This is a genomic window from Caballeronia sp. LZ032 (genome assembly GCF_031451315.1).
Lineage (GTDB): Bacteria > Pseudomonadota > Gammaproteobacteria > Burkholderiales > Burkholderiaceae > Caballeronia.
The window spans coordinates 757,609-783,339 of the sequence record NZ_JARUXP010000001.1; the positions used below are offsets into that span (position 1 = coordinate 757,609).

25 protein-coding genes and 1 tRNA gene are annotated in these 25,731 nt (G+C 66.4%); 9 read left to right on the forward strand and 17 right to left on the reverse strand.

The features are described 5' to 3' along the window. Window positions 1-67 precede the first annotated feature (67 nt). Together QCE69_RS03525 and hemN are read right to left on the reverse strand one after the other, a co-directional pair. Window positions 68-1,447, reverse strand: a complete 1,380-nt coding sequence (locus tag QCE69_RS03525; RefSeq protein ID WP_309929488.1) for an amidase — start codon at window positions 1,445-1,447, stop codon at window positions 68-70. 187 nt (window positions 1,448-1,634) lie between these two features. Beyond that, window positions 1,635-3,017: an oxygen-independent coproporphyrinogen III oxidase gene (gene hemN / locus QCE69_RS03530; RefSeq protein ID WP_309929490.1), complete on the reverse strand. Its 1,383-nt coding sequence runs from the start codon at window positions 3,015-3,017 to the stop codon at window positions 1,635-1,637. Window positions 3,018-3,174: 157 nt separating this feature from the next. On the opposite strand from hemN, the gene QCE69_RS03535 reads away from it, so the two are divergent. The 3 genes from QCE69_RS03535 to QCE69_RS03545 all read left to right on the forward strand — a co-directional run bounded on the left by QCE69_RS03535 (window position 3,175) and on the right by QCE69_RS03545 (window position 5,039). Continuing rightward, window positions 3,175-3,471 carry a YkgJ family cysteine cluster protein gene (locus QCE69_RS03535; RefSeq protein WP_309914549.1) on the forward strand — a complete coding sequence of 99 codons (297 nt, stop codon included), beginning with the start codon at window positions 3,175-3,177 and terminating at the stop codon, window positions 3,469-3,471. 81 nt (window positions 3,472-3,552) lie between these two features. After that, complete coding sequence (locus QCE69_RS03540) at window positions 3,553-4,143, forward strand: DUF1439 domain-containing protein (protein WP_309929492.1); 591 nt, start codon at window positions 3,553-3,555, stop codon at window positions 4,141-4,143. Between the two features lie 62 nt (window positions 4,144-4,205). Next, window positions 4,206-5,039 (forward strand): undecaprenyl-diphosphate phosphatase, encoded by an 834-nt coding sequence (locus QCE69_RS03545; RefSeq protein ID WP_309929494.1) that lies wholly within the window; start codon window positions 4,206-4,208, stop codon window positions 5,037-5,039. A gap of 49 nt (window positions 5,040-5,088) precedes the next feature. Here the strand turns inward: QCE69_RS03545 and trmB are convergent, their stop codons facing one another. The 3 genes from trmB to QCE69_RS03560 all read right to left on the reverse strand — a co-directional run bounded on the left by trmB (window position 5,089) and on the right by QCE69_RS03560 (window position 6,628). Then, window positions 5,089-5,832 carry a tRNA (guanosine(46)-N7)-methyltransferase TrmB gene (gene trmB / locus QCE69_RS03550; RefSeq protein WP_309929496.1) on the reverse strand — a complete coding sequence of 248 codons (744 nt, stop codon included), beginning with the start codon at window positions 5,830-5,832 and terminating at the stop codon, window positions 5,089-5,091. A 93-nt stretch (window positions 5,833-5,925) separates the two neighbouring features. Then, window positions 5,926-6,000: transfer RNA gene (locus tag QCE69_RS03555), tRNA-Gly, on the reverse strand. Between the two features lie 67 nt (window positions 6,001-6,067). After that, window positions 6,068-6,628: a YggT family protein gene (locus tag QCE69_RS03560; RefSeq protein ID WP_309914558.1), complete on the reverse strand. Its 561-nt coding sequence runs from the start codon at window positions 6,626-6,628 to the stop codon at window positions 6,068-6,070. Window positions 6,629-7,458: 830 nt separating this feature from the next. On the opposite strand from QCE69_RS03560, the gene QCE69_RS03565 reads away from it, so the two are divergent. The 3 genes from QCE69_RS03565 to QCE69_RS03575 all read left to right on the forward strand — a co-directional run bounded on the left by QCE69_RS03565 (window position 7,459) and on the right by QCE69_RS03575 (window position 9,352). Continuing rightward, complete coding sequence (locus QCE69_RS03565) at window positions 7,459-7,620, forward strand: hypothetical protein (protein ID WP_309807623.1); 162 nt, start codon at window positions 7,459-7,461, stop codon at window positions 7,618-7,620. 333 nt (window positions 7,621-7,953) lie between these two features. Beyond that, on the forward strand, window positions 7,954-8,244 hold the full coding sequence (locus QCE69_RS03570) for a hypothetical protein (RefSeq protein WP_309929497.1): 291 nt from the start codon (window positions 7,954-7,956) through the stop codon (window positions 8,242-8,244). A gap of 142 nt (window positions 8,245-8,386) precedes the next feature. Beyond that, window positions 8,387-9,352: a threo-3-hydroxy-L-aspartate ammonia-lyase gene (locus QCE69_RS03575; protein WP_309929499.1), complete on the forward strand. Its 966-nt coding sequence runs from the start codon at window positions 8,387-8,389 to the stop codon at window positions 9,350-9,352. 20 nt (window positions 9,353-9,372) lie between these two features. Here the strand turns inward: QCE69_RS03575 and QCE69_RS03580 are convergent, their stop codons facing one another. From QCE69_RS03580 to QCE69_RS03590, 3 genes are read right to left on the reverse strand one after another with little or no spacing between them, the layout of a single operon-like run. Further along, on the reverse strand, window positions 9,373-10,041 hold the full coding sequence (locus tag QCE69_RS03580) for a LysE family transporter (protein ID WP_309929501.1): 669 nt from the start codon (window positions 10,039-10,041) through the stop codon (window positions 9,373-9,375). 2 nt (window positions 10,042-10,043) lie between these two features. Then, window positions 10,044-11,048 carry an asparaginase gene (locus QCE69_RS03585; RefSeq protein WP_309929502.1) on the reverse strand — a complete coding sequence of 335 codons (1,005 nt, stop codon included), beginning with the start codon at window positions 11,046-11,048 and terminating at the stop codon, window positions 10,044-10,046. Continuing rightward, the gene (locus tag QCE69_RS03590; RefSeq protein WP_309914571.1) at window positions 11,045-12,640 is read right to left on the reverse strand and encodes a UbiD family decarboxylase; all 1,596 of its coding nucleotides are present in this window, start codon (window positions 12,638-12,640) and stop codon (window positions 11,045-11,047) included. Before QCE69_RS03590 ends, QCE69_RS03585 begins: the two co-directional genes overlap by 4 nt. A 588-nt stretch (window positions 12,641-13,228) precedes the next feature. On the opposite strand from QCE69_RS03590, the gene QCE69_RS03595 reads away from it, so the two are divergent. Beyond that, the gene (locus QCE69_RS03595) at window positions 13,229-14,395 is read left to right on the forward strand and encodes a transglycosylase SLT domain-containing protein (RefSeq protein ID WP_309914573.1); all 1,167 of its coding nucleotides are present in this window, start codon (window positions 13,229-13,231) and stop codon (window positions 14,393-14,395) included. Between the two features lie 76 nt (window positions 14,396-14,471). Here the strand turns inward: QCE69_RS03595 and QCE69_RS03600 are convergent, their stop codons facing one another. From QCE69_RS03600 to ribBA, 4 genes are read right to left on the reverse strand one after another with little or no spacing between them, the layout of a single operon-like run. Then, window positions 14,472-15,665 (reverse strand): pyridoxal phosphate-dependent aminotransferase, encoded by a 1,194-nt coding sequence (locus tag QCE69_RS03600; protein ID WP_309929504.1) that lies wholly within the window; start codon window positions 15,663-15,665, stop codon window positions 14,472-14,474. A 3-nt stretch (window positions 15,666-15,668) separates the two neighbouring features. Continuing rightward, window positions 15,669-16,106, reverse strand: coding sequence for a transcription antitermination factor NusB (gene nusB / locus QCE69_RS03605; protein WP_309807634.1), 438 nt, complete (start codon window positions 16,104-16,106; stop codon window positions 15,669-15,671). Beyond that, the gene (gene ribH / locus QCE69_RS03610; protein ID WP_309807635.1) at window positions 16,103-16,612 is read right to left on the reverse strand and encodes a 6,7-dimethyl-8-ribityllumazine synthase; all 510 of its coding nucleotides are present in this window, start codon (window positions 16,610-16,612) and stop codon (window positions 16,103-16,105) included. Before ribH ends, nusB begins: the two co-directional genes overlap by 4 nt. Before the next feature lie 51 nt (window positions 16,613-16,663). Then, on the reverse strand, window positions 16,664-17,827 hold the full coding sequence (gene ribBA, locus QCE69_RS03615; protein ID WP_309914583.1) for a bifunctional 3,4-dihydroxy-2-butanone-4-phosphate synthase/GTP cyclohydrolase II: 1,164 nt from the start codon (window positions 17,825-17,827) through the stop codon (window positions 16,664-16,666). A gap of 179 nt (window positions 17,828-18,006) precedes the next feature. On the opposite strand from ribBA, the gene QCE69_RS03620 reads away from it, so the two are divergent. Then, window positions 18,007-18,519, forward strand: coding sequence for a hypothetical protein (locus tag QCE69_RS03620; RefSeq protein WP_309914585.1), 513 nt, complete (start codon window positions 18,007-18,009; stop codon window positions 18,517-18,519). Here the strand turns inward: QCE69_RS03620 and QCE69_RS03625 are convergent. From QCE69_RS03625 to QCE69_RS03640, 4 genes are all read right to left on the reverse strand, one after another. Next, entirely contained in the window at window positions 18,443-19,054 is a 612-nt protein-coding gene (locus QCE69_RS03625) for a riboflavin synthase (RefSeq protein WP_309929505.1), read from the reverse strand. The two genes, QCE69_RS03620 and QCE69_RS03625, sit on opposite strands and share 77 nt — an antisense overlap. 45 nt (window positions 19,055-19,099) lie before the next feature. Further along, window positions 19,100-20,212: a bifunctional diaminohydroxyphosphoribosylaminopyrimidine deaminase/5-amino-6-(5-phosphoribosylamino)uracil reductase RibD gene (gene ribD / locus QCE69_RS03630; protein ID WP_309914592.1), complete on the reverse strand. Its 1,113-nt coding sequence runs from the start codon at window positions 20,210-20,212 to the stop codon at window positions 19,100-19,102. A gap of 18 nt (window positions 20,213-20,230) precedes the next feature. Further along, complete coding sequence (hemL, locus tag QCE69_RS03635) at window positions 20,231-21,514, reverse strand: glutamate-1-semialdehyde 2,1-aminomutase (RefSeq protein ID WP_309929506.1); 1,284 nt, start codon at window positions 21,512-21,514, stop codon at window positions 20,231-20,233. A 165-nt stretch (window positions 21,515-21,679) separates the two neighbouring features. Then, the gene (locus QCE69_RS03640) at window positions 21,680-22,228 is read right to left on the reverse strand and encodes a hypothetical protein (protein ID WP_309929507.1); all 549 of its coding nucleotides are present in this window, start codon (window positions 22,226-22,228) and stop codon (window positions 21,680-21,682) included. A 151-nt stretch (window positions 22,229-22,379) separates the two neighbouring features. Between QCE69_RS03640 and QCE69_RS03645 the strand changes: the two genes are divergently transcribed. Next, window positions 22,380-23,591 (forward strand): Bcr/CflA family multidrug efflux MFS transporter, encoded by a 1,212-nt coding sequence (locus tag QCE69_RS03645; RefSeq protein WP_309929508.1) that lies wholly within the window; start codon window positions 22,380-22,382, stop codon window positions 23,589-23,591. A 15-nt stretch (window positions 23,592-23,606) separates the two neighbouring features. Here the strand turns inward: QCE69_RS03645 and QCE69_RS03650 are convergent, their stop codons facing one another. Beyond that, complete coding sequence (locus tag QCE69_RS03650) at window positions 23,607-25,718, reverse strand: prolyl oligopeptidase family serine peptidase (protein WP_309929509.1); 2,112 nt, start codon at window positions 25,716-25,718, stop codon at window positions 23,607-23,609. Window positions 25,719-25,731 lie beyond the last annotated feature (13 nt).

Below are 25,731 nucleotides of genomic sequence, written 5' to 3' on the forward strand. Positions count from 1 at the left end.
CCTGAGTTGCGCCGCTTGACGGTGAATTCTAGCGCGAACGCCGCACCCGCGACGCCGCGCCGCCGCTTCAGCGCGTCGTGGCGAGTACGGCTTCGACCGCGCGCCCGATGGACAGCAACGCGTCGTCGGCGTTCGGCGCGCCGGCCAGCATCAGGCCGACGGGCGCGTCGCCGCGCGGGTGACACGGCAGCGACAGGCCGCAGGCATCGAGGAAATTGAAGGTGGTCGGATTGCGCAGGATGAGCGCGTTGGTCCGCGTGAAGAGGTCGTCGTCGGCGTCGAGGTCGGCGATGCGCGGCGGCAGCACCGGCACGGTCGGGCAGACGATCGCGTCGAAGCGCTGCCAGAGCGTCGTGCGTGCTTCCTCGATCATCGCGGCGCGGGCCTCGCACAGGTCGATGTAGTCGGCGGCGCTCGCCGCTTCGGCGCGCTTCAGCCGGGCCAGCACGCGCGGATCGTATTGCGCGCCGCGTTCGGCCATCAGCTTCCGGTGCCAGGCAAAGGCTTCGATCGCGACCAGCGGATAGCGGTTGATCTCCGGCAGCCGGTCGAGCGGCGCGAAACGCACGTCTTCGACCACCGCGCCCGCCGCCGCCAGATGATCGATGGCCGCGGCGACCGCGCCGGCGACCGGCGCCTCGACGCCGTCCGTCACGTAGTTCGTCAGCACGCCGAGGCGCACGCCATCGAGCGGACGGGCGGCGGGCACGCCGGGCTCGCGGCCCGCGAGAATGCGGTCCACCAGCGCGCAGCAGGCCACCGAGACGCCGATCGGTCCGAACGAATCGAGTGTGCGGGAGAGCGGAATGCCGCCTTGCTTCGGGATGCGGCTGGCGGTGGGCTTGAAGCCGGTGATGCCGCACAGCGCCGACGGAATGCGGATCGAGCCGCCGGTGTCGGTGCCGAGCGCGACGGCGGCCATGCCGTCCGCGACCGAGGCCGCCGCCCCCGACGACGAACCGCCCGCGATGCGCGCGTCGCCCGGCACGTCGGCGCGCCACGGCGAATGCGGCGTGCCGTAGTGCGGATTGAGCCCGAGGCCCGAGAACGCGAACTCGCTCATGTTGGTGCGGCCGATCAGCACCGCGCCCGCGCGGCGCAGGCGGGCGACCGCCACGGCGTCGGCGCGGGCGGGCGCGTGGTCGTTCAGCGCGGTCGAGCCGGCGCGCGTCACCTGGCCTTCGATATCAAAGAGATCCTTGATGGACACCGGAATGCCGGCCAGCGGCGACAGCACGGTGCCGGCGCGGCGCAGCGCGTCGTGGGCGTCGGCGGCGGCACGGGCCTGATCGGCATCGACGTGCAGGAAGACGGTCGAGCCCTGGCCCGCGGGATCGGCGATCCGTTCCAAGGCCGTCTCGACCAGCGCGCGGCTGGTCGTGCGGCCGGCGTGGAGATCGGCGGCGAGTTGGGCGAGCGGAGCGAACTGCGGCGAGGGGCTGGGCATGAGGTGGCGGCGGCAGGGCCGTTCGCGATGCGCCTTCGACCGTCCCGGCGCTTCGCATCGGCGTGAATGGACGGGCGCGGAGTCTTGCTTGCAGTGCCTGCGGCTCCGGCGCCCGGAGTGGCTGTCATTCTAAGCCAGCAAGGTAAGAAATACGCTTCCTGGAGCCTCACCGATGCCCGACTTTCCTTCAGAGCGTGCGCGAGAAGCGCTGCGTGCCGGTCTGTCCCAGATAACGGTCGAACACCGACGCGACATTGCGCACCAGCATGCGTCCCGCGGGCAGTACCCGAAGCGCGTCGCGCGAGAGTTCGATGAGGCCGTCGTCGGCCATCGGCGCGAGGCGTTCGAGTTCGTCCGCGAAGACCGCCGGAAACTCGATGCCGTGCGCCTGCGCGACTTCGTCGAAACGCAGCTCGCCGCCGCACATGACGCGCATGATCAGGTCGCGGCGCAATTGATCGTCGGGCGAGAGGCGCACGCCACGCGCGATCGCGAGCGTGCCCGCATCGATCGCTGCCGCGTAGTCGGCGAGCGTGCGCGCGTTCTGCGCGTAGACGTCGCCAACCTTGCCGATCGACGAAGCGCCGATGCCGATCAGATCGCAATCCGCCTGCGTGCTGTAGCCCTGGAAGTTGCGCTGGAGCGTGCCCGCCGCGTGCGCGCGGGCGAGTTCGTCGTCCGGCAGCGCGAAGTGATCCATGCCGATGTACACATAGCCCGCCTCGCTCATGCGCGCGATCACGCGTTCGAGGATCGCGAGGCGCACGGCCGGCGACGGCAGCGCGGTGGCGTCGATGCGCCGCTGCATCTTGAAGAGTTCCGGCAGGTGCGCGTAGCCGAACACGCTGACGCGATCCGGCCGCATCGCGATGAGTGCGTCGAGCGTGCGCGAAAAGCTCTCGACGCTCTGATGCGGCAGGCCGTAGATGAGATCGGCGCTGACCGAGCGGAAGCCGTGCCGGCGGGCGGCATCGAGCACGCGCTCGGTCAGCGCGCGCGGCTGGATGCGGTTGACGGCGCGCTGCACGCGTTCGTCGAAGTCCTGCACGCCGAGGCTCAGGCGGTTGAAGCCGAGTTCGCGCAGCAGCGCGACCGTATCCGCCGAGGCCTCGCGAGGATCGATTTCGATCGAAAATTCCGCGTGCTCGTCGGGCACGAGATTGAAGTGCTCGCGCGTGGCCGCCATCAGTTCGGCCATCTCGTCGTGCGCGAGGAAAGTCGGCGTGCCGCCGCCCCAGTGCAGCTGCGTGACGGGGCGCGCGGGATCGAACAATGTGGCCTGCAGCGCCAGTTCGCGCTTCAGGCGTTCGAGGTAGGGCCGGGCATGCGCGCGATTTTTCGTCGCGACCTTGTTGCAGCCGCAATAGAAACAGACGGTGTCGCAGAACGGGATGTGCAGGTACAGCGACAGCGCTTCGTGCGGCTGGCCGCGGCGGGCGGCCGCGCGATAGTGAGCGGGATCGAAGGTGTCGGTGAACTGCACGGCGGTTGGATACGACGTGTAGCGCGGCCCGCGAGCGTCGTAGCGGGCGAGCAGATCGGGGCGGAAGAACGGAGCGGCGGATGTCATGGCGGGCCTCTGGAATTCGTTCGAGTGTAGGGCGGCGTCGGGCGCCGGACGTGCGCGCCAGGGTCGCAGAACGGCATGCCCGGTTTGACGGATCGCAAGACGCGGCGTGGGACAATGCGGCTTTCGCCTTTTTGTGTTCGCGCGTTTCCTTATCGCCATGTCGATCGACTCTTCGCCTCACGCCTGCCGCGAGGGCTGCGGTGCGTGCTGCATCGCGCCTTCCATCTCCAGCCCGATTCCGGGCATGCCGCATGGCAAGCGTGCGGGCGAACGCTGCGTGCAGCTCGGCGATGATCTGCGCTGCGCGATCTTCGGCGATCCGCGCAGGCCGGCGTGCTGCAGCGGCTTGCAGCCTTCGGCGGAGATGTGCGGCGAGTCGCGCGAATTTGCGCTTCGGTGGATCGAAACGCTCGAACGGGTTACGCAGCCCCACGCGACGCAACTGTCCCGCTGATCGATGGTCCAAAAGCCGAACCGCATCGAACCGCGCCATCCGGCGCAACGCATCGAAGAACCCAGCACTGGAGGAATACGCATGACGCACACCGTCGCGCCGCTGCGGCGCCGGTTCGTGCTGGCAGCGCTGTCGCTGCCCACGCTCGCTCTCACATCGACCGCCCGCGCGGCGTCGAACTCCATCTTCCCGTTCATTCCGGATCACTACACATTTTCGACGCAGCAGGTCCAGGAAGCCGTAGCCCGCAAGTTCCCGCTGCAACGCACGGCCTCGCAGATTTTCGATGTCGTGCTGAGCAATCCGGTCGTCGGCATGGCGCCGGATCGCAATCGCGTGACGGTGCGCGTCGATGCCCGACTCGCGACGCCCTTCATGCCCAATCCCGTGGCCGGCACGTTCACGCTCTCCACGCAACTGGCCTACGATGCCCCCAGCCGTTCGGTGATTCTCGTCGCGCCATCTGTTGACGACGCGCAGTTCACCGGTGACGCCGGGCAGTACAACCAACAGATTGCATCGGTCGGTGCGCAACTCGCGGCCCAGCTGCTCGACCGCTATCAGATCCACACCTTCAAGCCCGAAGAACTCCAGTTCGCCGGGGTGTCTTACGAACCCGGTACAATCACAGTCCTTACAAACGGCATACGTGCGCAGATCGTCGAGAAGTAAGCCGACATCCGCCTGTACGGTGCTTGACAAACAACAGCTGTATCGGCGAACAAGGGTTGCGGATGGACTGGATACTGATGGTGAAGGCGCTCGTTCTGGGCGTCGTGGAAGGCTTGACCGAATTCCTGCCGGTTTCAAGCACGGGGCATCTGATCGTTGCTGGGAGTCTGCTGAATTTCACCGACGCGCAATCGAAAACCTTTGACGTCGTCATCCAGTTCGGCGCGATTCTCGCCATCTGCTGGGAATATCGCGCGAAGATCGGCTCGGTCGTGACCGGGCTGCCGAGTCGTACCGATGCGCGGCGCTTCACGCTCAACGTCATCATCGCGACCATTCCGGCCATCGTGCTGGGCTTGCTGCTGGAAAAGCACATCAAGGCGGTGCTGTTCTCGCCGGTGCCGGTGTCGGTGGCGCTGATCGTCGGCGGCATCGTGATTCTCTGGGCCGAATCGCGCCAGCGGGAACGCGCCGTGGCGCCGCGCGTGATCTCGGTCGACGAACTCGCCTATGCCGATGCCTTCAAGGTCGGTCTCGCCCAATGCTTCGCGTTGATCCCCGGCACGTCGCGTTCGGGGGCGACGATCATCGGCGGCATGCTGTTCGGGCTCGAGCGGCGCGTTGCCACGGAGTTCTCGTTCTTCCTCGCCATCCCGATCATCTTCGGCGCGACGCTCTACGAAATGGCCAAGTACTGGCGCACGCTGACCGTCGGCGATATTGGCTTGTTCGCGATCGGGCTCGTGGCGGCGTTCATCAGCGCGTTCGTGTGCGTGCGCTGGCTGCTGCGCTATGTCGCCTCGCACGACTTCACGGCGTTCGCGTGGTACCGCATCGGCTTCGGGCTGCTGATCCTGATCGTGGGCTACAGCGGCGGGCTGAGCTGGGCCGATTGAATCCCTTTGCGCGATAAAAAAGCCACGGCATGCCGTGGCTTTTTTGCGTTCAGCGACGTCGGAACATCAGGTCCCACACGCCGTGTCCGAGGCGCAGTCCGCGCCGCTCGAACTTCGTGACCGGCCGGAAGTCGGGACGCGGCGCGTAGCCGTCGGCGGTGTTCTCGAGCGCGGGTTCTGCCGAAAGGACTTCGAGCATCTGTTCCGCGTAGTTCTGCCAGTCGGTCGCGAGATGCAGATAGCCGCCCGGCCTCATGCGCGAGACGAGCAGCGCGACGAACTTCGGCTGGATCAGGCGACGCTTGTGGTGACGCGCCTTGTGCCACGGATCGGGGAAATAGATGTGCACGCCGTCGAGGCTGTCCGGCGCGATCATGTGCTCGAGCACTTCCACGGCGTCGTGCTGCAGGATGCGGATGTTGCCGAGTCCTTGCTCGCCGATCAGCTTGAGCAGCGCGCCGACGCCCGGCTCGTGCACTTCCACGCCGATGAAGTCATCGCCGGGACGCGTGGCCGCGATCTCCGCTGTCGTCGCGCCCATGCCGAAGCCGATCTCCAGCACGCGCGGCGCCTCGCGGCCGAAGAGGGCATTCCAGTCCGCCGCTTGCGGCGCGTAGGGCACGACGTAGCGCGGACCGAGTTCGTCGAGCGCGCGCTGCTGTCCTATCGATACGCGGCCCGCCCGCGTGACGAAACTGCGGATGCGCCGGTGCCGCAGCGTCGAGGGATCGTCGGCGGAGGCGGGAAGGTCGGGGGCGCCGTCGGCGGCTTCGTTCTCGGGATCTTGATTCATGGCGAGGCAATGCTGGAAATCAAAAAGCCGCCCGAGTGTGACACTGGAGGCGGCTTTTGCCGGGTGTTCTGATGTGGTTGGTGCTGAGAAACCTGGAGCGGGCGATGGGAATCGAACCCACGTCTGTAGCTTGGGAAGCTACGGTAATGGCCATTATACGACGCCCGCTTTGAGCCGAAGCTCGAGCACGCAATTGTAAGCGCAACGCCTTCGCAGGCGCAATTGCGTGCGCCGCTCAGATGCCGAACAGCGTCATCGATACCGCCACGCGCGTCACCACCATCAGCAGTACCTGCACGATGACGAACAGCAGGATCGGCGAAAGGTCGATGCCGCCGAGCCGCGGCAGGATGCGTCGCAGCGGGTCGAGGAACGGCGCGGTGATCTGAAAGAGCAGCGGCATGGCCGGCGACTGCGGGTTGAGCCACGACAGCAGCGCCATCAGGATCGTCATCCAGATGATGAGGTTCAGCGCCCACTTGATGACAGTCAGCACGGCGACGAGCGCGAGCATCGGCAGCATGAGCGTCGGGTCGACGCCGGCGAGCACGACCATCAGCGTGACGTAGACAGCGGCGGCGATCAGCGCCGCGAGAATGCTGGCCCAGTCGATCTTGCCGCCTGGCAGGATCTTGCGCAGCGGCAGCACGATCCAGTTGGTGGCCTGCATCACGGCATTGGAAACCGGGTTGTAGGGCGGCATGCGCACGACCTGCATCCATGCGCGCAGCAGCAGCGCCGCGCCGAACAGGGTGAAAACGGTGCTGAGCAGAAAACGGGCGATCTCGCCGAACATCTCGGGTCCTCTTGTTTGCGTGTGCAGCGTGGCGGCTGCGTCGGGTCGACTGAAAGAAGCTTGAAACGAACGATGCCAGGGACTAGCGATGGAGCCCGCATCTCCGTGCGCGGCGGGCACGGGCGCCGGCTGCGGCAGCGGGCCGCACGCTCGCGCGGCGCGATTCGGGATGCTTGACCTTGATCATTGTTCATTCTCGGGACGGGAGTGTTTTACCAGGCTGTCGCGAACCGTCACCGGCCGAAGCGGCGCGCGACGAGTCTTAATACTCGCCAGCTCCCGCGGGGCGGACCCTGAAACATCGCGACTTCCTGTTCATGGCGACTTGACTTCCCCGCCCACCGGGCCTTCTCGGTGGGGCGCCGGTCGTCACCTTAACACGGCTGCCGTCCCGATTGGGGGCGGCAAGGCGCTTGCGCCAACGACGACATTTTCATTTCCCTGGCAGTCAAATGAAAGCAAGTCGTAAATTTCAGAATCCCGGCCGATTGGAAGCCGATTTGCGGCGCATGTTGCGATTTCGACACGCGGGTCGACAGCGCGCGTCACGCAATGCTGGCAGGATAGACTGCATAAAGTGAAACGGACGCGGAGCGGTGCGTCCGATGTTCGACGGCCCATCGTGCGACGCGCAGTTGCGGGCCAGAACGGCATGGATTCTGCTGAATGTGGTCAAGCCCACGTGGATGCCAAGTGTTGAGTTCCCTGGCGTACGAAGTGAGCGAGGACAGCGCGAAATACTAAAGAAAAGAAGGATTCGATCGAAGAGGCAGGCGCAACCGGCCTTCAACCTCTTCCTCAGGTTTCATTCGCTACGTTCGGAGGTTGCCATGAGCATTTTTTCGTACCGGAAGCATCTGCGTTTCTTGAGCCAGACCCAGCGCCGCTGCTGGTGGGATCAGAAGAAGCGCCTGACGCCCCGTGTCGTCATCAGCGGCGCCTACGTGCCGCCCAATGTCACGCGCGAGTTTGCTTATGTGAAGGTGGGTTGAGGGCGCAACGCACGACGCTCTCACGACCGCACATCGAAGCCCCGTCGAAGACGTTCGACGGGGCTTTTTCGTTCATTTGTAATCAGACGTTACGCATTCTTTCCTTTCCATCCATGCATGGATTCACGCTGACGGCGAGAACCGCTTCGGCGGGCGATTCCACCTGATCAGCCGAATCGCGCGCGGCTTTCGCTGCTAAATCAGCGTTAAGGAACTTGCAATTTGCAACAAATGGTCTCAGCGATAAATATGCATTTTCGTTAAATTCGTTTCGTACCGTCGCTCATGTTCCGCGCAAGCCGGAAACGATGCGAAGCGGCGAGGAGAACGAAAGTGAAAAAGCTCGGTAGTGTGTTGGTGGCCGGCGCGCTCGGCGTCGGGTTCATGAGTGCGGCTCAGGCGCATGTGTCGATTGGCGTCGGCATCGGGGTGCCGGCCTATCCGGTCTATGCTGCGCCGCCCGCGCCGGTATATGTGGCGCCGCCGCCTGTCTACGTCGCGCCGCCGCCGGTGGTGTATGCGCCGCCGCCCCCGGTGGTCTATGGCGGTTACGGCTATTACGGCCGGCCGTATTACCGGCACCACGGATACTATCGGCACGGTCCGGGTTACTACCGTTATTGAGCCCAACCGACCACCAGCCTGAAAACAGGGCGATGCGTTTCAAAGCGCATCGCCCTTGCTGTTTCCGGCACCCGGAGCAGGGCGGCATAAACTGGGACAATGCCACTTCCTTCCCGCTTCCTCCCAGCACAGGTTGCCGCCGATGACCTCCCTTCCCGCCCCCACCTACGATGACGTCGCCGATGCCGCCCGGCGCCTCGAAGGCTTCGCGCATCGCACGCCGGTCCTGACGTCGCGCACCGCTGACGACATCGCCGGCGCCTCCCTCTTCTTCAAGTGCGAAAACTTCCAGCGCATGGGCGCGTTCAAGTTCCGTGGCGCATGGAACGCCCTGTCGCACTTCGACGCCCGCCAGCGCGCGGCCGGCGTCATCACTTACTCTTCGGGCAATCATGCGCAGGCCATTGCGCTGTCGGCGCGGCTCGCGGGCATACGCGCGGCCATCGTCATGCCCGAGGACGCGCCGGCCGCAAAAATGGAAGCCACACGCGGCTATGGCGGCGAGGTCATCACCTACGACCGCTATACGCAGAACCGCGAGGAGATCGGCCGGCAACTCGCCGACGAGCGCGGCATGACGCTCATTCCGCCCTATGACCATCCGCACGTGATCGCGGGCCAGGGCACGGCGGCAAAAGAGCTGATCGAGGAAACCGGACCGCTCGACTATCTGTTCGTGTGTCTCGGCGGCGGCGGGCTGATCGGCGGATGCGCGCTCGCGGCGGCCGCGCTGGCGCCGGACTGCAAGGTGATAGGCGTCGAACCGGAAGCGGGCAATGACGCGCAACAGTCGCTGGCGCGCGGCGAGATCGTGACTATCGACGTGCCGCGCACCATCGCCGATGGCGCCGCGGCCACGCATGTCGGCGCTTATAACTTTCCGATCATCCGCGAGCACGTGGAGCGCATCGTCACGGTGAGCGATGCGCAACTGATCGAGACGCTGCGCTTCTTCGCCCAGCGCATGAAGATGGTGGTCGAGCCAACGGGTTGTCTCGCGGCGGCGGCGGTCCTGCAGAAGATCGTGCCGGTCGAGGGCAAGCGCGTGGGCGTGATCGTGTCGGGCGGCAATGTCGATCTCGCGAAGCTCTCGCAGTACCTTGCCTGAAGGCGCCGAGGAAGGCAGGGTCAGCTTGCCGCGTGCACGATCAGGTCGCGGTATCCATTGACGATCACGCTATACGCGAAGTACGCGAAAAGCACCGCCGACATCACATGACACGCGCGCAGCAGCCGCGTGCCGGCGCGTTTGCGGCCGTGGCTTGCCAGCGTGCAGATGAAGAGTGTCCAGGCGAGGCCGCCGCAAAAGAAGCCCGTCAGGAACAGGGACGCGCTGACGGCGCTGGTCGCGCCCGCCTTGGCGATGAGCGCGCCGCCGACGGCCGCGAACCACAGGATCGCGCTCGGCGACGACACCGCCAGCAGGCAGCCGCGCACGAAGCCCTTCCAGTGCCGGGGACGTGGCACGGCGAGATCCGCCTCGCCTTCGACGGGCGGCGCGGAGGCCGGATCGAGCGCCTCGCGCGCCATCTTCCACGTGAGGAACAACAGCACGACGGCGCCGCCGATCCACACCACCCAGCGCACGGCAGGGAACTGCAGCAGCGCCGCCATGCCGAGCAGCGCGAGCGCCGCATAAAACAGGTCGCCGAAACAGGTGCCGAGGCCGAGCACGAACCCCGGCCTGAAGCCATGCGACAACGCCAGCGAGATGATCGCGACGTTGGCGATGCCGATATCGAGGCACAGCGACAGCGACAGAAAAAATCCGTCCGACAACAACGACCACGCATGCATGTTCAAGCCTGATGGGAATGCAGCGTGAAGCGCACGTCGAGCTGGCCGGTCGGCACGCCCATGGTGTTGCGCACGACCGGTTGACGGAAGGCGGCGAGGGCGTCGCGCTGCTGCTGAGTGCCGATGCCGAGCTGTTCGAGCACGTGCACGACGACGGCGTTCAGCACCGCCGTATTGCCGTCCTCGACCTTGATCGCGATGCCGAGCGTGCCGTGCTCGCGCCGCACGCCGATCGCATAGCACGCATCCGCGCCGGTCTTGCCGACCAGGGTGCCGTCGAAGGCCTGCATCAGCAGCGTGCAGAAACGCCCTTCGCCCGCGACGAGTTCGGGATGCGCCGTCATCGCCCGGTGGATGCGTGCGAGCGGCGTGTCCTGCGGGGCGTCGGCGATCGTCATGAAGAGCCGCGCGAGATGCGCGAGCGGGAAGGCGGGCGTCGGCAGGTTGCAGCCGTCGATGGCCCATTGCACTGCATCGTCGGGCAAGCCGGCCGCGCGCGCCATCGTGCGTCTCACGTGCGCCTGCAGCGGATGGCCGGGCAGGTGATAGTCGGCGAGCGCGAGGCCCAGCGCGCGGGCGCCCGCGAGCATGCCGGCGTGCTTGCCCGAGCAGTTGCTGCACACGGCGGTCGGCGTGAAGCCGCGTTTGATCCAGTCGCGCTGCACGGCGTCCGAGATCGGCGGATGGCCGCCGCAGCGCAAGTCGCTCTCGCTGGCCTGCGCCTTTGCGAGCATCGCGCGCACGCGTTCGATATGGCGCGGCTCGCTGCTGTGCGAGGCGCACATCAGCGCGAGATCCTCCTCCGTGAAGCCGAAGCGTTCGAGCGCGCCGGTCTCGATCACGGCAAGCGCCTGCGCCGGCTTCGCCGCCGAGCGCGGCAAGGTGATGCGCTGCGGATCGCCGAACGAATGCACGAGCCGGCCATGCGCATCGACGACGGCGACGTGCGCCGCATGCGTGTTCTCGACGATCTCGCCCCGAAAGAGCATCGCTGCAAGCGCGCTCATGCGTCGAGCCCGAGTTCGGCCCACAGCCCGTCGACGCGGCGTTTCACCGCCTCGTCCATCACGATGGGACGGCCCCATTCGCGGTTCGTCTCGCCGGCCCACTTGTTGGTGGCGTCGAGGCCCATTTTCGAGCCGAGGCCCGCCACCGGCGACGCGAAATCGAGGTAGTCGATCGGCGTGTTGTCGACCATGACGGTGTCGCGCGTGGGATCGACGCGCGTCGTGATCGCCCAGATCACTTCCTTCCAGTCGCGCACGTTGACGTCCTCGTCCACCACGACGATGAACTTCGTGTACATGAACTGGCGCAGGAAGCTCCACACGCCGAACATCACGCGCTTGGCGTGTCCCGGATAGCTCTTCTTCATCTGCACGATCGCCATGCGATAGCTGCAGCCCTCAGGCGGCAGATAGAAGTCGGTGATCTCGGTGAACTGCTTCTGCAGCAGCGGCACGAAGACTTCGTTCAGCGCGACGCCGAGCACCGCCGGTTCGTCGGGCGGCTTGCCGGTATAGGTGGAATGGAACAGCGCGTCGCGCCGCATCGTGATCTTCTCGACCGTGAAGACCGGGAACCACTCCTGTTCGTTGTAGTACCCGGTGTGATCGCCGTACGGACCTTCGAGCGCGTGTTCGTAGCGGGCGGCGGCGCCTGTCGAGGGACGCGGCGGCGCGCCGGCGGGCGCGGCCGGCAGGTTGCCGTCGTGTGGATAGATGAAGCCTTCGAGCACGATCTCCGCGCGCGCCGGCACCTGCAACGAGTCGACGCCTGGCGTCAGGCACTTCGCCAGCTCGGTGCGCGAGCCGCGCAGGAGCCCCGCGAACTGATATTCGGACAACGAGTCCGGCACCGGCGTGACGGCGCCGAGAATGGTTGCCGGATCCGCGCCGAGCACGACGGCGACCGGATACGGCTTGCCCGGGTTCGCCAGCGCGAACTCACGGAAATCGAGCGCGCCGCCGCGATGCGCGAGCCAGCGCATGATGAGCTTGTTGCGCCCGAGCAGTTGCTGCCGGTAGATGCCGAGATTCTGGCGCGGCTTGTTCGGTCCGCGCGTGACCGTGAGGCCCCAGGTGAGCAGCGGTCCGGCGTCGCCGGGCCAGCAGGTCTGGATCGGCAGGCGATAGAGGTCCACGTCCTGGCCTTCCCACACGACTTCCTGGCACGGCGGCGCGCTCACCGATTTCGGCGCCATGTCCCATACCGCCTTGGCAAGCGACAGCAATTTGCCGGCGTCCTTCAAGCCTTTCGGCGGCTCGGGTTCCTTCAGCGCCGACAACAGCCGGCCGACGTCGCGCAGCGAACCCAGCGCGGCGACGTCGCCGCCAAGGCTCGTGTCCGCACTGCCGGGCGCGTCCGTTTCGATGCCCATGCCCAGCGCGACTCGCCGCGTGGTGCCGAACAGGTTGGCCAGCACGGGCATGGTGTGGCCGGTGGGCGCTTCGAACAGCAGCGCGGGACCGCCTGCGCGCAGCACGCGATCCGAGATTTCGGTGATTTCGAGAACGGGGGAGACAGACTGCCGGATGCGGCGCAATTCACCGAGCGCTTCGAGGCGGGCGGTGAAGTCGCGCAAGTCTTTATATTTCATTGATGCTCGCAGGTGAACTCGGGACGCCCGCGGGGCAGCTCTGCACAGGGCGGGACGGCTGCGCGCCACGGCGATTGTCGATTTTACCTGTGCTCGCGTCGGTGCGTTGGGGGACATTCAGCGAAAAGCAGTGTCGACGGAAGCAAAAACGTGCCTTTCGGGCGCTGAACACTGTTCAATATAACTGTAAGTAATTGAAACCGAAGTCTATAGCATTGACGGATCATTAAACCCTGCTAGAATCGCTTGGCATCCAAAGCAGGTTTTGAAACTTTTTACCGCTGCCTCAGGTCTTTACAGACGCACATGCGTCGCCTGCGCCGAACCTGCCCGGCGACTCATGGCTGTTGGTTGTCACTGCCGGCGTTTCTCACGCCGGTTTTTCGCGTCGAAGGTCACCTGCGCACTCAGGGCATGCAGTACGTGCCGCGCAACCCGGTGTTCATGCCGGATCGGCCTTCCAGACGGCGCATGCCGTATCCCCGATGCCGCTTACGCTTGCCAAGAACGAGCGGTGTCTGATTTGCGCTTTTGATATGGGCTTTATTCGTATTCATCTGCGCTAATCATGCAACATTGGGAGTATCGATGAACGCTTGGTTATCGTGGGGTTCCGACACCCGCGCCGCGCAACTGGTGCGCATCGCGCTGCGTCGTGGACGCCGTTTGAGTCACCATCTCTTCAGCCTGGTCGGCGGCGTCGCCGTGATCACGGCGTTGTCGCTGTGGCTGCTGCCTTCGTGGCGCACCACGCTCGCCGCAAAGGTCATGCCTTTCGTGTCCGCCGCCGTGCAGGCCGGTCCGGCTCGCCTGCTCGCGGGGCAGCCGCTGCCGCCGTTCTCGGCGGTGCATCGCCCGGCGAACGACGCCATGCTGCCGGTGAACCTGGCCGTGAACCACGCCAGCGCCGCTGACGCGCCCGCCGCGAACGGCAACGCGCCCGCCGCGGTCACGCCCTCGCTCGGTGCGGCTGCCAGCGACGACGACAGCACCCGCCAGCTGACCGGCGGCATCAGTCTCGCCGTTTCGCCGAACGGTCTCGATCCGCGCACGATGCCGTCCGTCGGCATGCTGGCGAGTCTGATCCCGGCGCAACGCGTCGTCGCCGATGCGCGCGACGACCGCGTGCTGGTTTCCACGCGTGAGCAGAAACTGGTCGCGAACTTCATTGCGCGGCGCTATCGCGTGGCGGAAGAGCCGGTCACCGAGCTCGTGCGCGCAGCCTTCGATACGGGCCGCGAAGTCGGGCTCGATCCGCTGTTGCTGCTCTCCGTAATGGCGATCGAATCGGGCTTCAATCCATATGCCGAAAGCGGCGTCGGCGCGCAGGGTCTGATGCAGGTGATGTCGAAGGTGCACTCGGACAAGTTCCAGTACTTCGGCGGCTCGCACGCGGCGCTTGATCCGCTCGCGAACATCAAGGTCGGCGCGCTCGTGCTGAAGGATTGCATCGCGCGCGGAGGCTCGGTAGCGGGCGGCCTGCGCTTCTACGTCGGCTCGACGACGCAGGACGACGGCGGCTACGGCGCCAAGGTGCTGGCCGAGCGTTCTCGCCTGCGCGACGTCGCACGCGGCCGCAATGTGCCGATCAATGCCCCGCAGGCGCCGGTTCAACCCGCGCCCAAGCAGGTGCTGGCGTCCGCCACGCCCGAAAAGCGCGTTCACGTGACGATCGATACGTCGAAGAAGCAGGGCGCGCAGGACGATGGCGACACGGAAACGAAGCACGTTGCTTCGGCGGAATTCGGCGCCTGATTACTGTCGCAAGCGTCTGACCAATGAAAATGGGCACCCGAGGGTGCCCATTTTTCATTCGGCCAAGCTGGAGTGTTCAGCGGATGAACAAGGACCCCAGCCGAGCCACCGCCTCTTCGAGCTTCGCATGAGCGGTCGCATATGAAAGACGCAAATAGCGCTGCGGCGCATGAAACCCGAAGTCCGTGCCCGGCACGAGCACCACGCCCGCGTCATGCAGCATCGCGTGCGTGAGCGCGTCGCTGTTGCCGGCGGCGGGATGATGCACCGTGGCGGTATCCGCGTAGACATAGAAGGCGCCGTCCGGCACCACCGGCACGCCGAAACCGAGCGAACGCAGCGCGGGCACGATGTAGTCGCGCCGCCGTTTGAATTCGCCCCGGCGCGCCTCGTAGATCGCGAGCGTCTCGGGCTCGAAGCAGGCGAGCGCCGCATGTTGCGCAAGCGCCGACGCGCAGATGAACAGATTCTGCGAGAGTTTTTCGAGCGCGCCGACCATCGCGTGCGGCACGACGAGCCAGCCGAGCCGCCAGCCGGTCATGTTGAAGTACTTCGAGAAGCTGTTGACCGTGACGACGTCGTCGCCGAAGGAGAGGGCGGACACGGGTTTCGCGTCGTAGCTCAGCCCCTGGTAGATCTCGTCGACGATGGTGAAGCCGCCGCGCGCACGCACCGCGCCGATGATCCGCCGCAGTTCATCCGGCTCGATCGACGTGCCCGTCGGGTTCGACGGCGACGCGAGCAGTACGCCGCGTGTCTTGTCGGTCCAGTATTCCTCGACATGCCCGGCTGTCAGCTGGAAGCGTTCCGCCGGACCGCTCGGAATGAGCACCGGCTTGCCGTCCGCGGCCGACACGAAGTGCCGGTTGCACGGATAGCAGGGGTCGGGCATCAGGACTTCGTCGCCGTGATCGACCAGCGCCATGCACGCGAGCAGCAGCGCCGCCGATGCGCCCGCCGTCACGACGATGCGCGCCGGATCGATGTCGAGGCCGAACGTATCGCGGTAATGCTGCGCAATGGCTTCGCGCAGCGCGTGGATGCCGAGCGCGTTGGTGTACTGCGTGACGCCGCGCGTGAGGGCGTTGGCGGCGGCGCGGGTGACGGGCTCGGGCGCGGTGAAATCCGGTTCGCCGATGCTCATGTGGATGATGTCGCGGCCGGCGCGTTCGAGCACCTGGGCCTGCTTCATCAGCTCCATCACGTAGAACGGCTCGATGGCGCCAACCCGCGACGCCAGTCTCACCAGCGGCTCCGCTGCGTGGTTCATCTACTACGCTCCGCGTCCACGCGCCTGCGCCTCGGTGGGACGCATGGCGACAGCGAGCTTGTCGAGCACGCCATTGACGTACTTGTAGCCGTCCGAGCCGCCGAAGGTCTTCGTCAGTTCCACCGCTTCATTGATGACGACGCGATACGGCACGTCGATGTGATGCTTGAACTCGAAGGCCGCAACCAGCAGCACCGCGCGTTCGACCGGCGACAACTGGTCGATCGGCCGGTCCAGACACGGCTGCAACTGCTCGGACAACGTGTCCGCTTCCTTGATCACGCCGTGCAGGATGGCGTCCAGGTGTTCCTGGTCGGCCTTGTCGAAACCTTGCGTGGAACGCAGCTGCGCGTCGATTTCACCGGCGGGCGCACCGGACAGCAGCCATTGATAAAGCCCTTGCGTCGCGAGCTCGCGCGAACGGCGTCGTGCGCTCTTCATGCGCGGTCCTCGTCTTCTTCGTCTTCGTCTTCTTCATCGCCGCCGAGCTGTTCGAGCGCGACGGACAGATTCGCCATTTCAACCGCGACGCGCGCGGCATCGCGGCCCTTTTCGGTCATGCGCGCGACGGCCTGCTCGTCGTTCTCGGTCGTGAGCACGGCGTTCGCCACCGGAATGCCGAAGTCGAGCGCAATGCGCGAAATGCCCGCGCCGTTCTCGTTCGACACCAGTTCGAAGTGATAGGTCTCGCCGCGCACGACGCAGCCGACCGCGATCAGCGCGTCGAACTGGCCGGACTCAGCCAGCTTTTGCAGCGCGAGCGGAATTTCCAGCGCGCCGGGGACGGTGACGAGCAACACGTCTTCGCCGATCACGCCGAGACGCTCCAGTTCCTCGATGCACGCGTCGGCGAGGCCGTTGCACACCGGTTCGTTGAAGCGCGACTGTACGATGCCGATGCGCAGGCCGTCGCCGTCGAGGTTCGGCTGATATTGTCCGATTTCCATGAATTGAATCCGTTGGTTCTGTTGGAGAGGGGCGTCGGGTCCGGTCCGGTGTCAGGCCGAGCGCAGCTGGGCGACGGACGGCTCGACGGGCGCGGCGGTCGCGGGGCAGCCGGGCATCGGGATGAAGCCGGTGACTTCGAGCCCATAGCCCGACATGCTGCCGAGCTTGCGCGGATTCGAGAGCACCTGCATCTTGCCGACGCCGATGTCGCGCAGGATTTGCGCGCCGATGCCATAAGTCTTGAAGTCGATCGGCCGGCGTTGCAGTTCCTTGGCCTTTTCCTGCTGGTCGAACGCTTCGAACACGGCCACGAGGTGTTCCTTCGTGTCGCCGCAATTGAGCATGACGATGGCGCCGAGGTCGCGCGCGGCGATTTCCTTCATCGCGGCGTCGATGGTCCACGAGTGCATGGAGGCATCGATTTCGAGCAGGTCGAGCACCGAAAGCGGTTCGTGCACGCGCACCGGCGTTTCCTGCTCGGGACGCGGCGTGCCGCGCACCAGCGCGATGTGCGGCGAATGCGTGGGTTCGTCGCGGTACAGGATGGCGCGGAACGAGCCGTGCGCGGTCTGCATGGTGCGCTCGGAGACCTTCTCGATGATCGATTCGGTGCGGCTGCGATAGTGGATCAGGTCGGCGATCGAGCCGATCTTGATGCCGTGCTGCTCGCCGAACTCGATGAGATCCGGCAGGCGAGCCATTTCGCCGTCGTCCTTGATGACTTCGCAGATCACGGCGGCGGGTGTGAGGCCGGCGAGCGCGGTGAGGTCGCAGCCTGCTTCCGTGTGGCCGGCGCGGACCAGCACGCCGCCGGGCTGCGCCATGATCGGAAACACGTGGCCGGGCTGAACGATGTGTTCGGCGCGCGCGTCCGGCGCGACCGCCGCCTGGATGGTCCGGGCGCGGTCCGAGGCCGAAATGCCGGTGGTGACGCCCTCGGCGGCCTCGATGCTGACCGTGAACGCGGTGCCGTACTGCGTGCCGTTGCGCTGCGTCATCAGGGGCAGGTTGAGCTGCTGGCAGCGCTCTTGGGTGAGCGTCAGGCAGATCAGGCCGCGGCCGTATTTCGCCATGAAGTTGATGGCTTCGGGGGTGACGAATTCGGCGGCGAGAATCAGATCGCCTTCATTCTCGCGATCTTCTTCGTCGACGAGGATCACCATCCGGCCGGCTTTCAGTTCAGCGATGATCTCAGGAGTGGAGGCGAGCGACATGATGACGTCCCGTAAGGGTCCGGTTCGGGGAAAGGGCGTATTTTACGCCACGGCCGCCATGCGGGCGGCGAAATCCACGGAACGGCGGACGGGAAATTTCCTAGGCCATTCGGACGAATGGTGCGCGCGCGCCGGGCCTGAGAGACTGGCTGGACCTCAACTCTCACGGCGTGACAACCATGATCAGCATGAAGCACAGAAACGGATCACAGGCGCTGACCGCTGCGGATCCGGCACTTTCCCCGGATCGCGCGGCGGTGCGCATCACGGACTATTTCGAGGCGCGGCTGCTCGAAATCGAGCGGCAGTGGATCGAGGCGGGTAATGCAGAGGCGTTCGACCTTCTGATCGAACGCCTGGATACGGAAGTGCTTCCCCAGCTCAGGACCGCGCCGCGCATGGGGCGCGATGTTTCCGGGCAGATTCCGGAGCAGTTCGAAGCGGCGCTCTGTGTGGGCTATCTCGTCGAGATGCTGGAGCGGGCGAGGGCGGCGGGCGGCGAACTGTACGTGCACGAGTTCGGCGACGCGCCGTCCGGAGAATATGCGCTGCTCTACCTGCTCGCGCAGGAGACGCTGTACCTGGTGTCGATCCGCGAGACTGGCGCCGGCGCCGTCACGACGCGCTCATCATCCGTTCCACATAGCGCGCAATCAGATCGATCTCCAGATTCACCCGGCTGCCCGCCTTGAGCGCGCTCAGCGTCGTGACTTCGACGGTATGCGGGATCAGGTTGATCGAAAACTCGCTGCCATCGGGGCGGTCGGTGACGGCGTTGACGGTGAGGCTCACGCCGTTCACCGTGACCGAACCCTTGTAGGCGAGATACTTGCCGATCTCCTTCGGCGCGACGATGCGCAATTCGTGCGACTCGCCCACCGGCTCGAATTTCGAAACGACGCCGAGGCCGTCCACGTGTCCTGAAACGAGATGGCCGCCCAGGCGGTCGTGCGCGCGCAAGGCCTTTTCCAGATTCACGCCGGTGCCGGCCTCGCCGAGGCCCACCGTCCTGTTCAGGCTTTCGCGCGACACATCGACATCGAAGGACTCGGGCGTCTTCTGGATCACCGTCATGCAGGCGCCCTGAATGGCAATGCTGTCGCCGAGTTCCACGTCGCTCAGGTCGAGCCCGCCGGCCGTGATGGTCAGGCGAACGCCCGCGTCCTGGGCGCCAAGCGGCGTGACTTTTTCGATGCGGCCCATCGCCGCGACAATACCTGTGAACATCTGGAGCGTTCCTTTTGAATCAGAAAATGACGGATCGAAATGCCGTCAGCTAGCCACGTTGGCTTCGGCGAAGCGCGCCAGAATGCGCAAATCGTCGCCCAAGCGGTCGATGCGATGAAATTTCAGATGCGGGCGCGCGTCGAGCGTGGCGGGCGGCGCGAAGTCGAACATGCCGGGCGCGCTGCCGAGCAGGCTCGGCGCCAGATAGACCAGCAATTCGTCGACGCAGCCTTCGCGCAGCAGCGAGCCGTTCAGCTTGTGGCCCGCTTCCACGTGCAGTTCGTTGATGCCGCGATCCGCGAGCGCCGTGAGCATGGCGGGCAGATCCACCTTGCCCTGCTCGTTCGAGATCTCGATCAGGTCCACGCCCTTGTCGCGCAGCGCGGCGGCGCGCGCGGGCTCGGCGTCGGCGGCATGGAAGATCCATGGCGGCGCGCCTTCGAGAATGCGGGCGGCAGGCGGCACGTCCAGACGGCTGTCGATCAGCACGCGCTGCGGCTGGCGCGGTGTATCCACCGCGCGCACCGTCAGTTGCGGATCATCCTCGCGCACGGTGCCGATGCCGGTGAGGATGGCGCAGGCGCGGGCGCGCCACGCGTGGCCGTCGGCGCGGGCGTCCTCGCCGGTGATCCACTGGCTGTCGCCGGACGGCAGCGCGGTGCGGCCGTCGAGCGTGGCCGCAACCTTCATGCGCACCCAAGGCCGGCGCCGCGTCATGCGCGACACGAAGCCGATGTTCAGCTCATGCGCTTCGTTCGCGAGCAGTCCGCAGCGCACGTCGATGCCCGCATCGCGCAACATGGTGAGACCTCGTCCGGACACCGCCGGATTCGGATCTTCCATCGCCGCGATCACCTTCTCGACGCGCGCGTCGATGAGCGCGTGCGCGCACGGCGGCGTGCGCCCGAAATGACTGCACGGTTCGAGCGTCACATAGGCCGTGGCGCCGCGCGGATCCTTGCCGCGCGAGCGCGCGTCCTTCAGCGCGCGAACCTCGGCGTGATCCTGACCGGCCGGCTGCGTGAAACCCATGCCGATCACTTCGCCGTTCTTGACGAGCACGCAGCCCACACGCGGGTTCGGCGTCGTCGTGTACATGCCTTTCGAAGCGAGCGCGAGCGCGCGCTCCATGTGCGTGAAATCGGTTTGCGAGAACATCGGCGCGGCCCGGCAGCGTCAGGCCGACAGCGACGCGAACACGCCGCGCGCCGCGTCGAGCGTCGCGCCGATCACGGCGTCGTCGTGCGCGCTCGACACGAAGCCCGCTTCGAACGCCGACGGCGCGAAGTACACGCCCGCGTCGAGCATCGCATGGAAGAAGGCGTTGAAGCGCAGCGTGTTGCCTTGCTGGATCTGCGCAAAACTCGCCGGCACCTGTTCGGAGAAATACAGGCCGAACATGCCGCCGATCGAGTCGGCGCAGAACGGAATCCGGGCCTCGCGCGCGGCGGCCGTCAAGCCGTCGACGAGCTTGCGGGTCTGTTTCGCGAGGTCGTCGTAGAAGCCGGGGCGCTGGATCAGGCGCAGGGTCGCGAGACCGGCGGCCACCGCAATCGGATTGCCGGAGAGCGTGCCCGCCTGATAGACGCCGCCCAGCGGCGCCAGGTGGGCCATGATGTCGCGCCGCCCGCCGAAGGCCGCCGCCGGCATGCCGCCGCCGATCACCTTGCCGAGACACGTGAGGTCGGGCTTGATGCCGTAGACCTCCTGCGCGCCGCCGAGCGCCACGCGGAAGCCGCACATCACTTCGTCGAAGATCAGGACCGTGCCGTATTCGGTGCAGCGCTCGCGCAGCGCGTTCAGGAATTCAGGCGTCGCGCGCACGAGATTCATGTTGCCGGCCACCGGCTCGACGATCACCGACGCCACTTCCGCGCCGAAGGCCTTGAACGCCTCGTTCAATTGCTCGACGTTGTTGTATTCGAGCACCGTGGTGTGCTTTGCGATGTCGGCCGGCACGCCCGCCGAAGTCGGATTGCCGAACGTGAGCAGGCCGGAACCGGCCTTGACGAGCAGGCTGTCGGCGTGGCCGTGATAGCAGCCTTCGAACTTGATGATGCGGCTGCGGCCCGTGAAACCGCGCGCCAGACGCAGCGCGCTCATGGTGGCTTCCGTGCCGGACGACACCATGCGCACCTGTTCGATCGACGGCACGAGCTTGCAGATTTCCTCGGCAATCTCGATCTCGGCTTCGGTCGGCGCGCCGAACGAGAAACCCTGCGCCAGCACGCGCTGGACGGCGGCCAGCACGTCCGGGTGGACGTGGCCGAGAATCATGGGACCCCACGAGCCGATGTAGTCGATATAGCGCTTGTCGTCCGCATCCCAGAAATACGGGCCATGTGCGCGCTCGATGAAACGCGGCGTGCCGCCTACCGAGCGGAACGCCCGCACCGGCGAGTTCACGCCGCCCGGAATGGTTCGCTGTGCGCGTTCGAAGAGTGCTTGATTCTTGGACATGGATGGAAGCCTGCGCTGAAGGTGAATGCGGGAGCCGCGCCGGAGCGGCCGCGCGCCGGGTGGGCGCTGGCCCGCGGAACGCGCGATCCGACGCGAAAAACGGTGCTGAAATTGTACCGGAGTCGTTGCGACCAGGCCGGGTCGGGGCCTGGCCGTTGACGGGCGTCAAGCGGGCTTGCGGGGCGTGCGGGCGCGTGTCCGGCTCGCGGTGGGCGCAGGTTCGGGAGCAGGAGCGGGAGCGGCTTGCGTCATGGGCGGCGGTACAGGAGGCCGCGAGCGCCGCCCGGTGCGCTCGGTCCAGCGCTTCTCCAGCGCGCCTTCGGCCATTGGCTTGATGAGCGTGCCGGACATCTGCGCGTCCCAGGTCTGCACCGAAAAGGGATGGGCCCGCAGTTCGTCGCGCGTGACGACCACCTGCTCGTGCGCATCGACGAGCCAGTCATAGACGAAGTCGATGCACAGCCGGTAGCCCCGCTTGCTGCCGGCGTCCGGCACCTCGTAGGGCGCGCGCGTCACGTATCCCGACGCGAACACGCCCTTTGGCTCCTGCGCCACCCGGTGCACGAACACGCGGTCGCCCGGCAGCAGGCCGCGTGCTGTGCCGCAGCCCCAGACATCGGCGACGGCTTCCCCCGCGCTCACCCGGCGCGCCAGGTCAGGCAGTTCGGGCCATGGCCACTTCTTGGGGCTCCAGATCAGCAGGAAGGCGGTCATCGGGGCGGTGCGTCGAGTGAATGAAAGAAGCGTCGAGCTTAGCGCACGGCGCGGTTCAGGGCCGGATCATGACAAAGCGTCGCGTACAATGACCGTTCTCTCGCGCGGCCGAACGCCGCACCGCCTCCACCTTTCCCGTCCTGCGAACCTCATGTCCGACACCTCCCGGCGCCGGCCCGACGGCCGTTTGATTCTGCTGCTCGGCGCGCTCGCCGCCTGCGGCCCGCTGTCGATCGACATGTATCTGCCGAGCCTGCCCGCGCTGGCGGCGTCCTTCGGCACGAGCCCGGCCGCCGCGCAAAGCACGCTGACCAGCTTCATGTTCGGCTTCTCGTTCGGCATGCTGCTCTATGGCCCGATGTCCGACGCCTATGGCCGCCGGCCCGTCCTGCTCGGCGGGATTGCGCTGTATGCGCTGGCGAGCATCGCGTGCGCGGCGGCGTTTTCCATCGATGCCCTCGTGCTCGTGCGCTTCCTGCAGGCGCTGGGCGCGGGCGCGGCCTCGGTGCTGGCGCGCGCCATCGCCCGCGACGCGCACGCACCGGCCGACGCCGCCCGCGTGCTGTCGATGCTGTCCATCGTCACGTCGATGGGCCCGCTGCTCGCGCCGCTGATCGGCGGGCAGTTGATCCTGCTGGGCGGCTGGCGCGTCGTGTTCATCGCGCTGACGCTGTTTGGGCTGACCTGCGCCGTCACCGCGTTCCTGCGCGTGCCGGAAACCTGGCCGAAGGAGAAGCGCGCGAGTTCGGCGTTGGCCAAGTCGTTCGCCGCCTACCGGCACCTGCTCACCGATCCGGTCACCTGGGGCCACATGATCTGCGGCGGCATGGCCTTCGCGTCGATGTTCGCGTACATCACGGCCACGCCGTTCGTCTACATCGACTACTTCCATGTGAAGCCGCAGTTCTACGGCCTCCTGTTCGGGCTCAATATCGTGGGCATCATCGCGGGCAATGTGCTCAACACGAAGTGGGTCGGCCGGGTGGGCGCGATGAAGATGATCTCGGCGGCGTCGTTCGTGAGCGTGGCCGCGGCGCTCGCGGTCGCGCTGGTGTCGCTGACGGGGTGGGGCGGCCTGTGGTCGATCGTCGTGTGCCTGTTCTTCGTGGTCGGCGTGGTCGGGCTGCTCTCGGCCAATTGCACGACCGAACTGATGCACCGCTATCCGCACAACGCAGGCGCGGCCGCCGCCGTGTTCGGCGCGATGCAACTCGCGCTCGGCGCGCTGTCGAGTCTCGCGGTGGGTCTGTTTCACGATGTCTCGCCGCACGGCATGGGCATCGTGATTGGCGTGAGCGGGGTGCTGACCTTCGCCGGGCGCACGCTGGTGCTGCGTTCGCACGCTGCGCCGGTGAAGGTGTGAGCCGCGAACTCCCGTTCAGGTCAACAGACCCACTCGCGCCGCGAGAAACGTGAAAGCGGCGGCTTCCGTCCGCGCCACGGCGTCCGGCTCCACGCCCGCGCCGTGACCGCCTTCGCCGGTTTCCGCGTACCACACGTCCGGATGTCCTTGCGCCTGCATCTTCGCCACCATCTTGCGGCCGTGCGACGGATGCACGCGGTCGTCCATCGTCGATGAAGTGAACAGCGCCGGCGGATAGGCAGTCTGCGCCGCCACCTTCTGATAAGGCGAATAGGTCATCAGGAAGCGCAGGTCGTCGGGGTTGTCGGGATCGCCGTATTCGTCGATCCACGACGCGCCTTGCAACAACTGATGAAAGCGCGCCATGTCGAGCAGCGGCACTTCCGACAGCACGGCGCCGAACAGATCCGGCCGCTGCACCATGCATGCGCCCACGAGCAGGCCGCCATTGCTGCCGCCGCGGATGGCCAGTTGCCGGCTGGACGTGACGCCCGAATCGATGAGCGCCTGTGCGACCGCAATGAAATCGTCGAAGGCGATCTGCCGTTTCTCGCGCAACGCCGCCTGATGCCACGCCGGTCCGAATTCACCGCCGCCGCGAATGTTCGCCATTGCATACAGCCCGCCGCGTTCGAGCCAGGCGATGCCGGTCGTCGCGTCGTAAGCCGGATCCAGCGCGACTTCGAAACCGCCATAGCCGTACAGCACGCAAGGGCGCGCAGCGGTGTTCGTCTCGACGTCACGCCCGATCAGCCAATACGGAATGCGCTCCCCGTCCGGCGCGATGGCGTGCCGGCGCACGGCGGACATGCCGCCGGCGTCGAACTGCGCGGGCAGGCGGGCGAGCAACTGCCAGGGCGCGTCGCTTGCGAGATCCGCGTAATACAGCGACGGCGGCACCAGGAAATGTTCGGCATCGATGAGCACGGTGTCGTCGCGTTCGCTGTCGATCGCGGACACGTACGCATGACTTGCCTTCGGCAACTCGAATGCACGGGTCTGCCAGGCTTGCGCGTCGTCCGCGGGCGGTCGCATCAGCGTGACGCGCGGCTCACCATCGTCCATTGCCGAGACGATCAGCCAATTTTTCGTGAAGTCGATTCCGGCGAGCACCCGACGCTCGGCCGGCGTGTACAGCACGGTGAATTGCCGCGAACCCGCGAGGAATGCGTCGCGGCGGATGACGGTGAGCGTGCCGGGCGCATGGCGGCGGCCACCCGCGTTCCAGTACTTGCGCGGCGTGACGAAGAGCCAGCCGTGCCAGTGGGTCATCTCCGCGTGCGCGGGCAACTCGTACTGGCGCCACTCGCCGGAGGTTTCGTCCAGCCAGTAGTTCAGCGTGTCGAAGAAACTGGTCGAGCGGGATGCAACATGCAGCTTTTCGATCGGGAGATAGTCCACGCCCGCCGAAACGTCACGCCGTTCGCCTTCGAACACGACGGGCGCATCGGCGAGCGGCGTGCCGCGTGACCAGCGCCGCGCCTGGCGCGGAAATCCCGACGTGGTGAGCGCGGGGCGCGGGTTGGTCCGGCTGTCGTCCCAGCCGACATAGACCGTATCGCGGTCGATCCACGAGATGTCGTGCTTGCCGACTTCGGGCAGGCAGAAGCCGTCCGTGACGAAGGTCTTTGTCTCGATATCGAACTCGCGCACCACGAGCGCGTCCGAGCCGCCGGGCGAAAGGCTCACCAGCGCGCGGTCGTAGGTCGGGTAGAGCAGGTCGAAGCCGGCGAGCGCCCAGCTCGTGTCGTCGTCCTCGCGCGTGTTGACGTCGAGGGCGTCGATATCGAGCACGGTTTCCCATTCGGGCGTGCCGGCGAGCCACGCGCTCCACGGCGTGCGCCGCGTGATGCCGAGCGGATGCGCGTCGTCCTGCCAGGTGTTGTAGCCCCAGTCGTTATAACGCGTGCACACGACGATGCGGTCCTGCGACGTATACACAGCTTCCAGTCGCGCGGCGAGCGCATGCGCGTCGGGCGTGGCGCCGAAGGCGGTCTCCGTGCGGCGGTTCTGGGCTTCGACCCAGGCTTGCGCGCGCGGATCGTCGAGGGCCTCGAGGCCGATGAAGGGATCGGCGCCTTCGGACGCCGGCCAGGCGAGTTCGGGATGCGAGGAGAGAAAGGGCATGCGGGATGCGAAG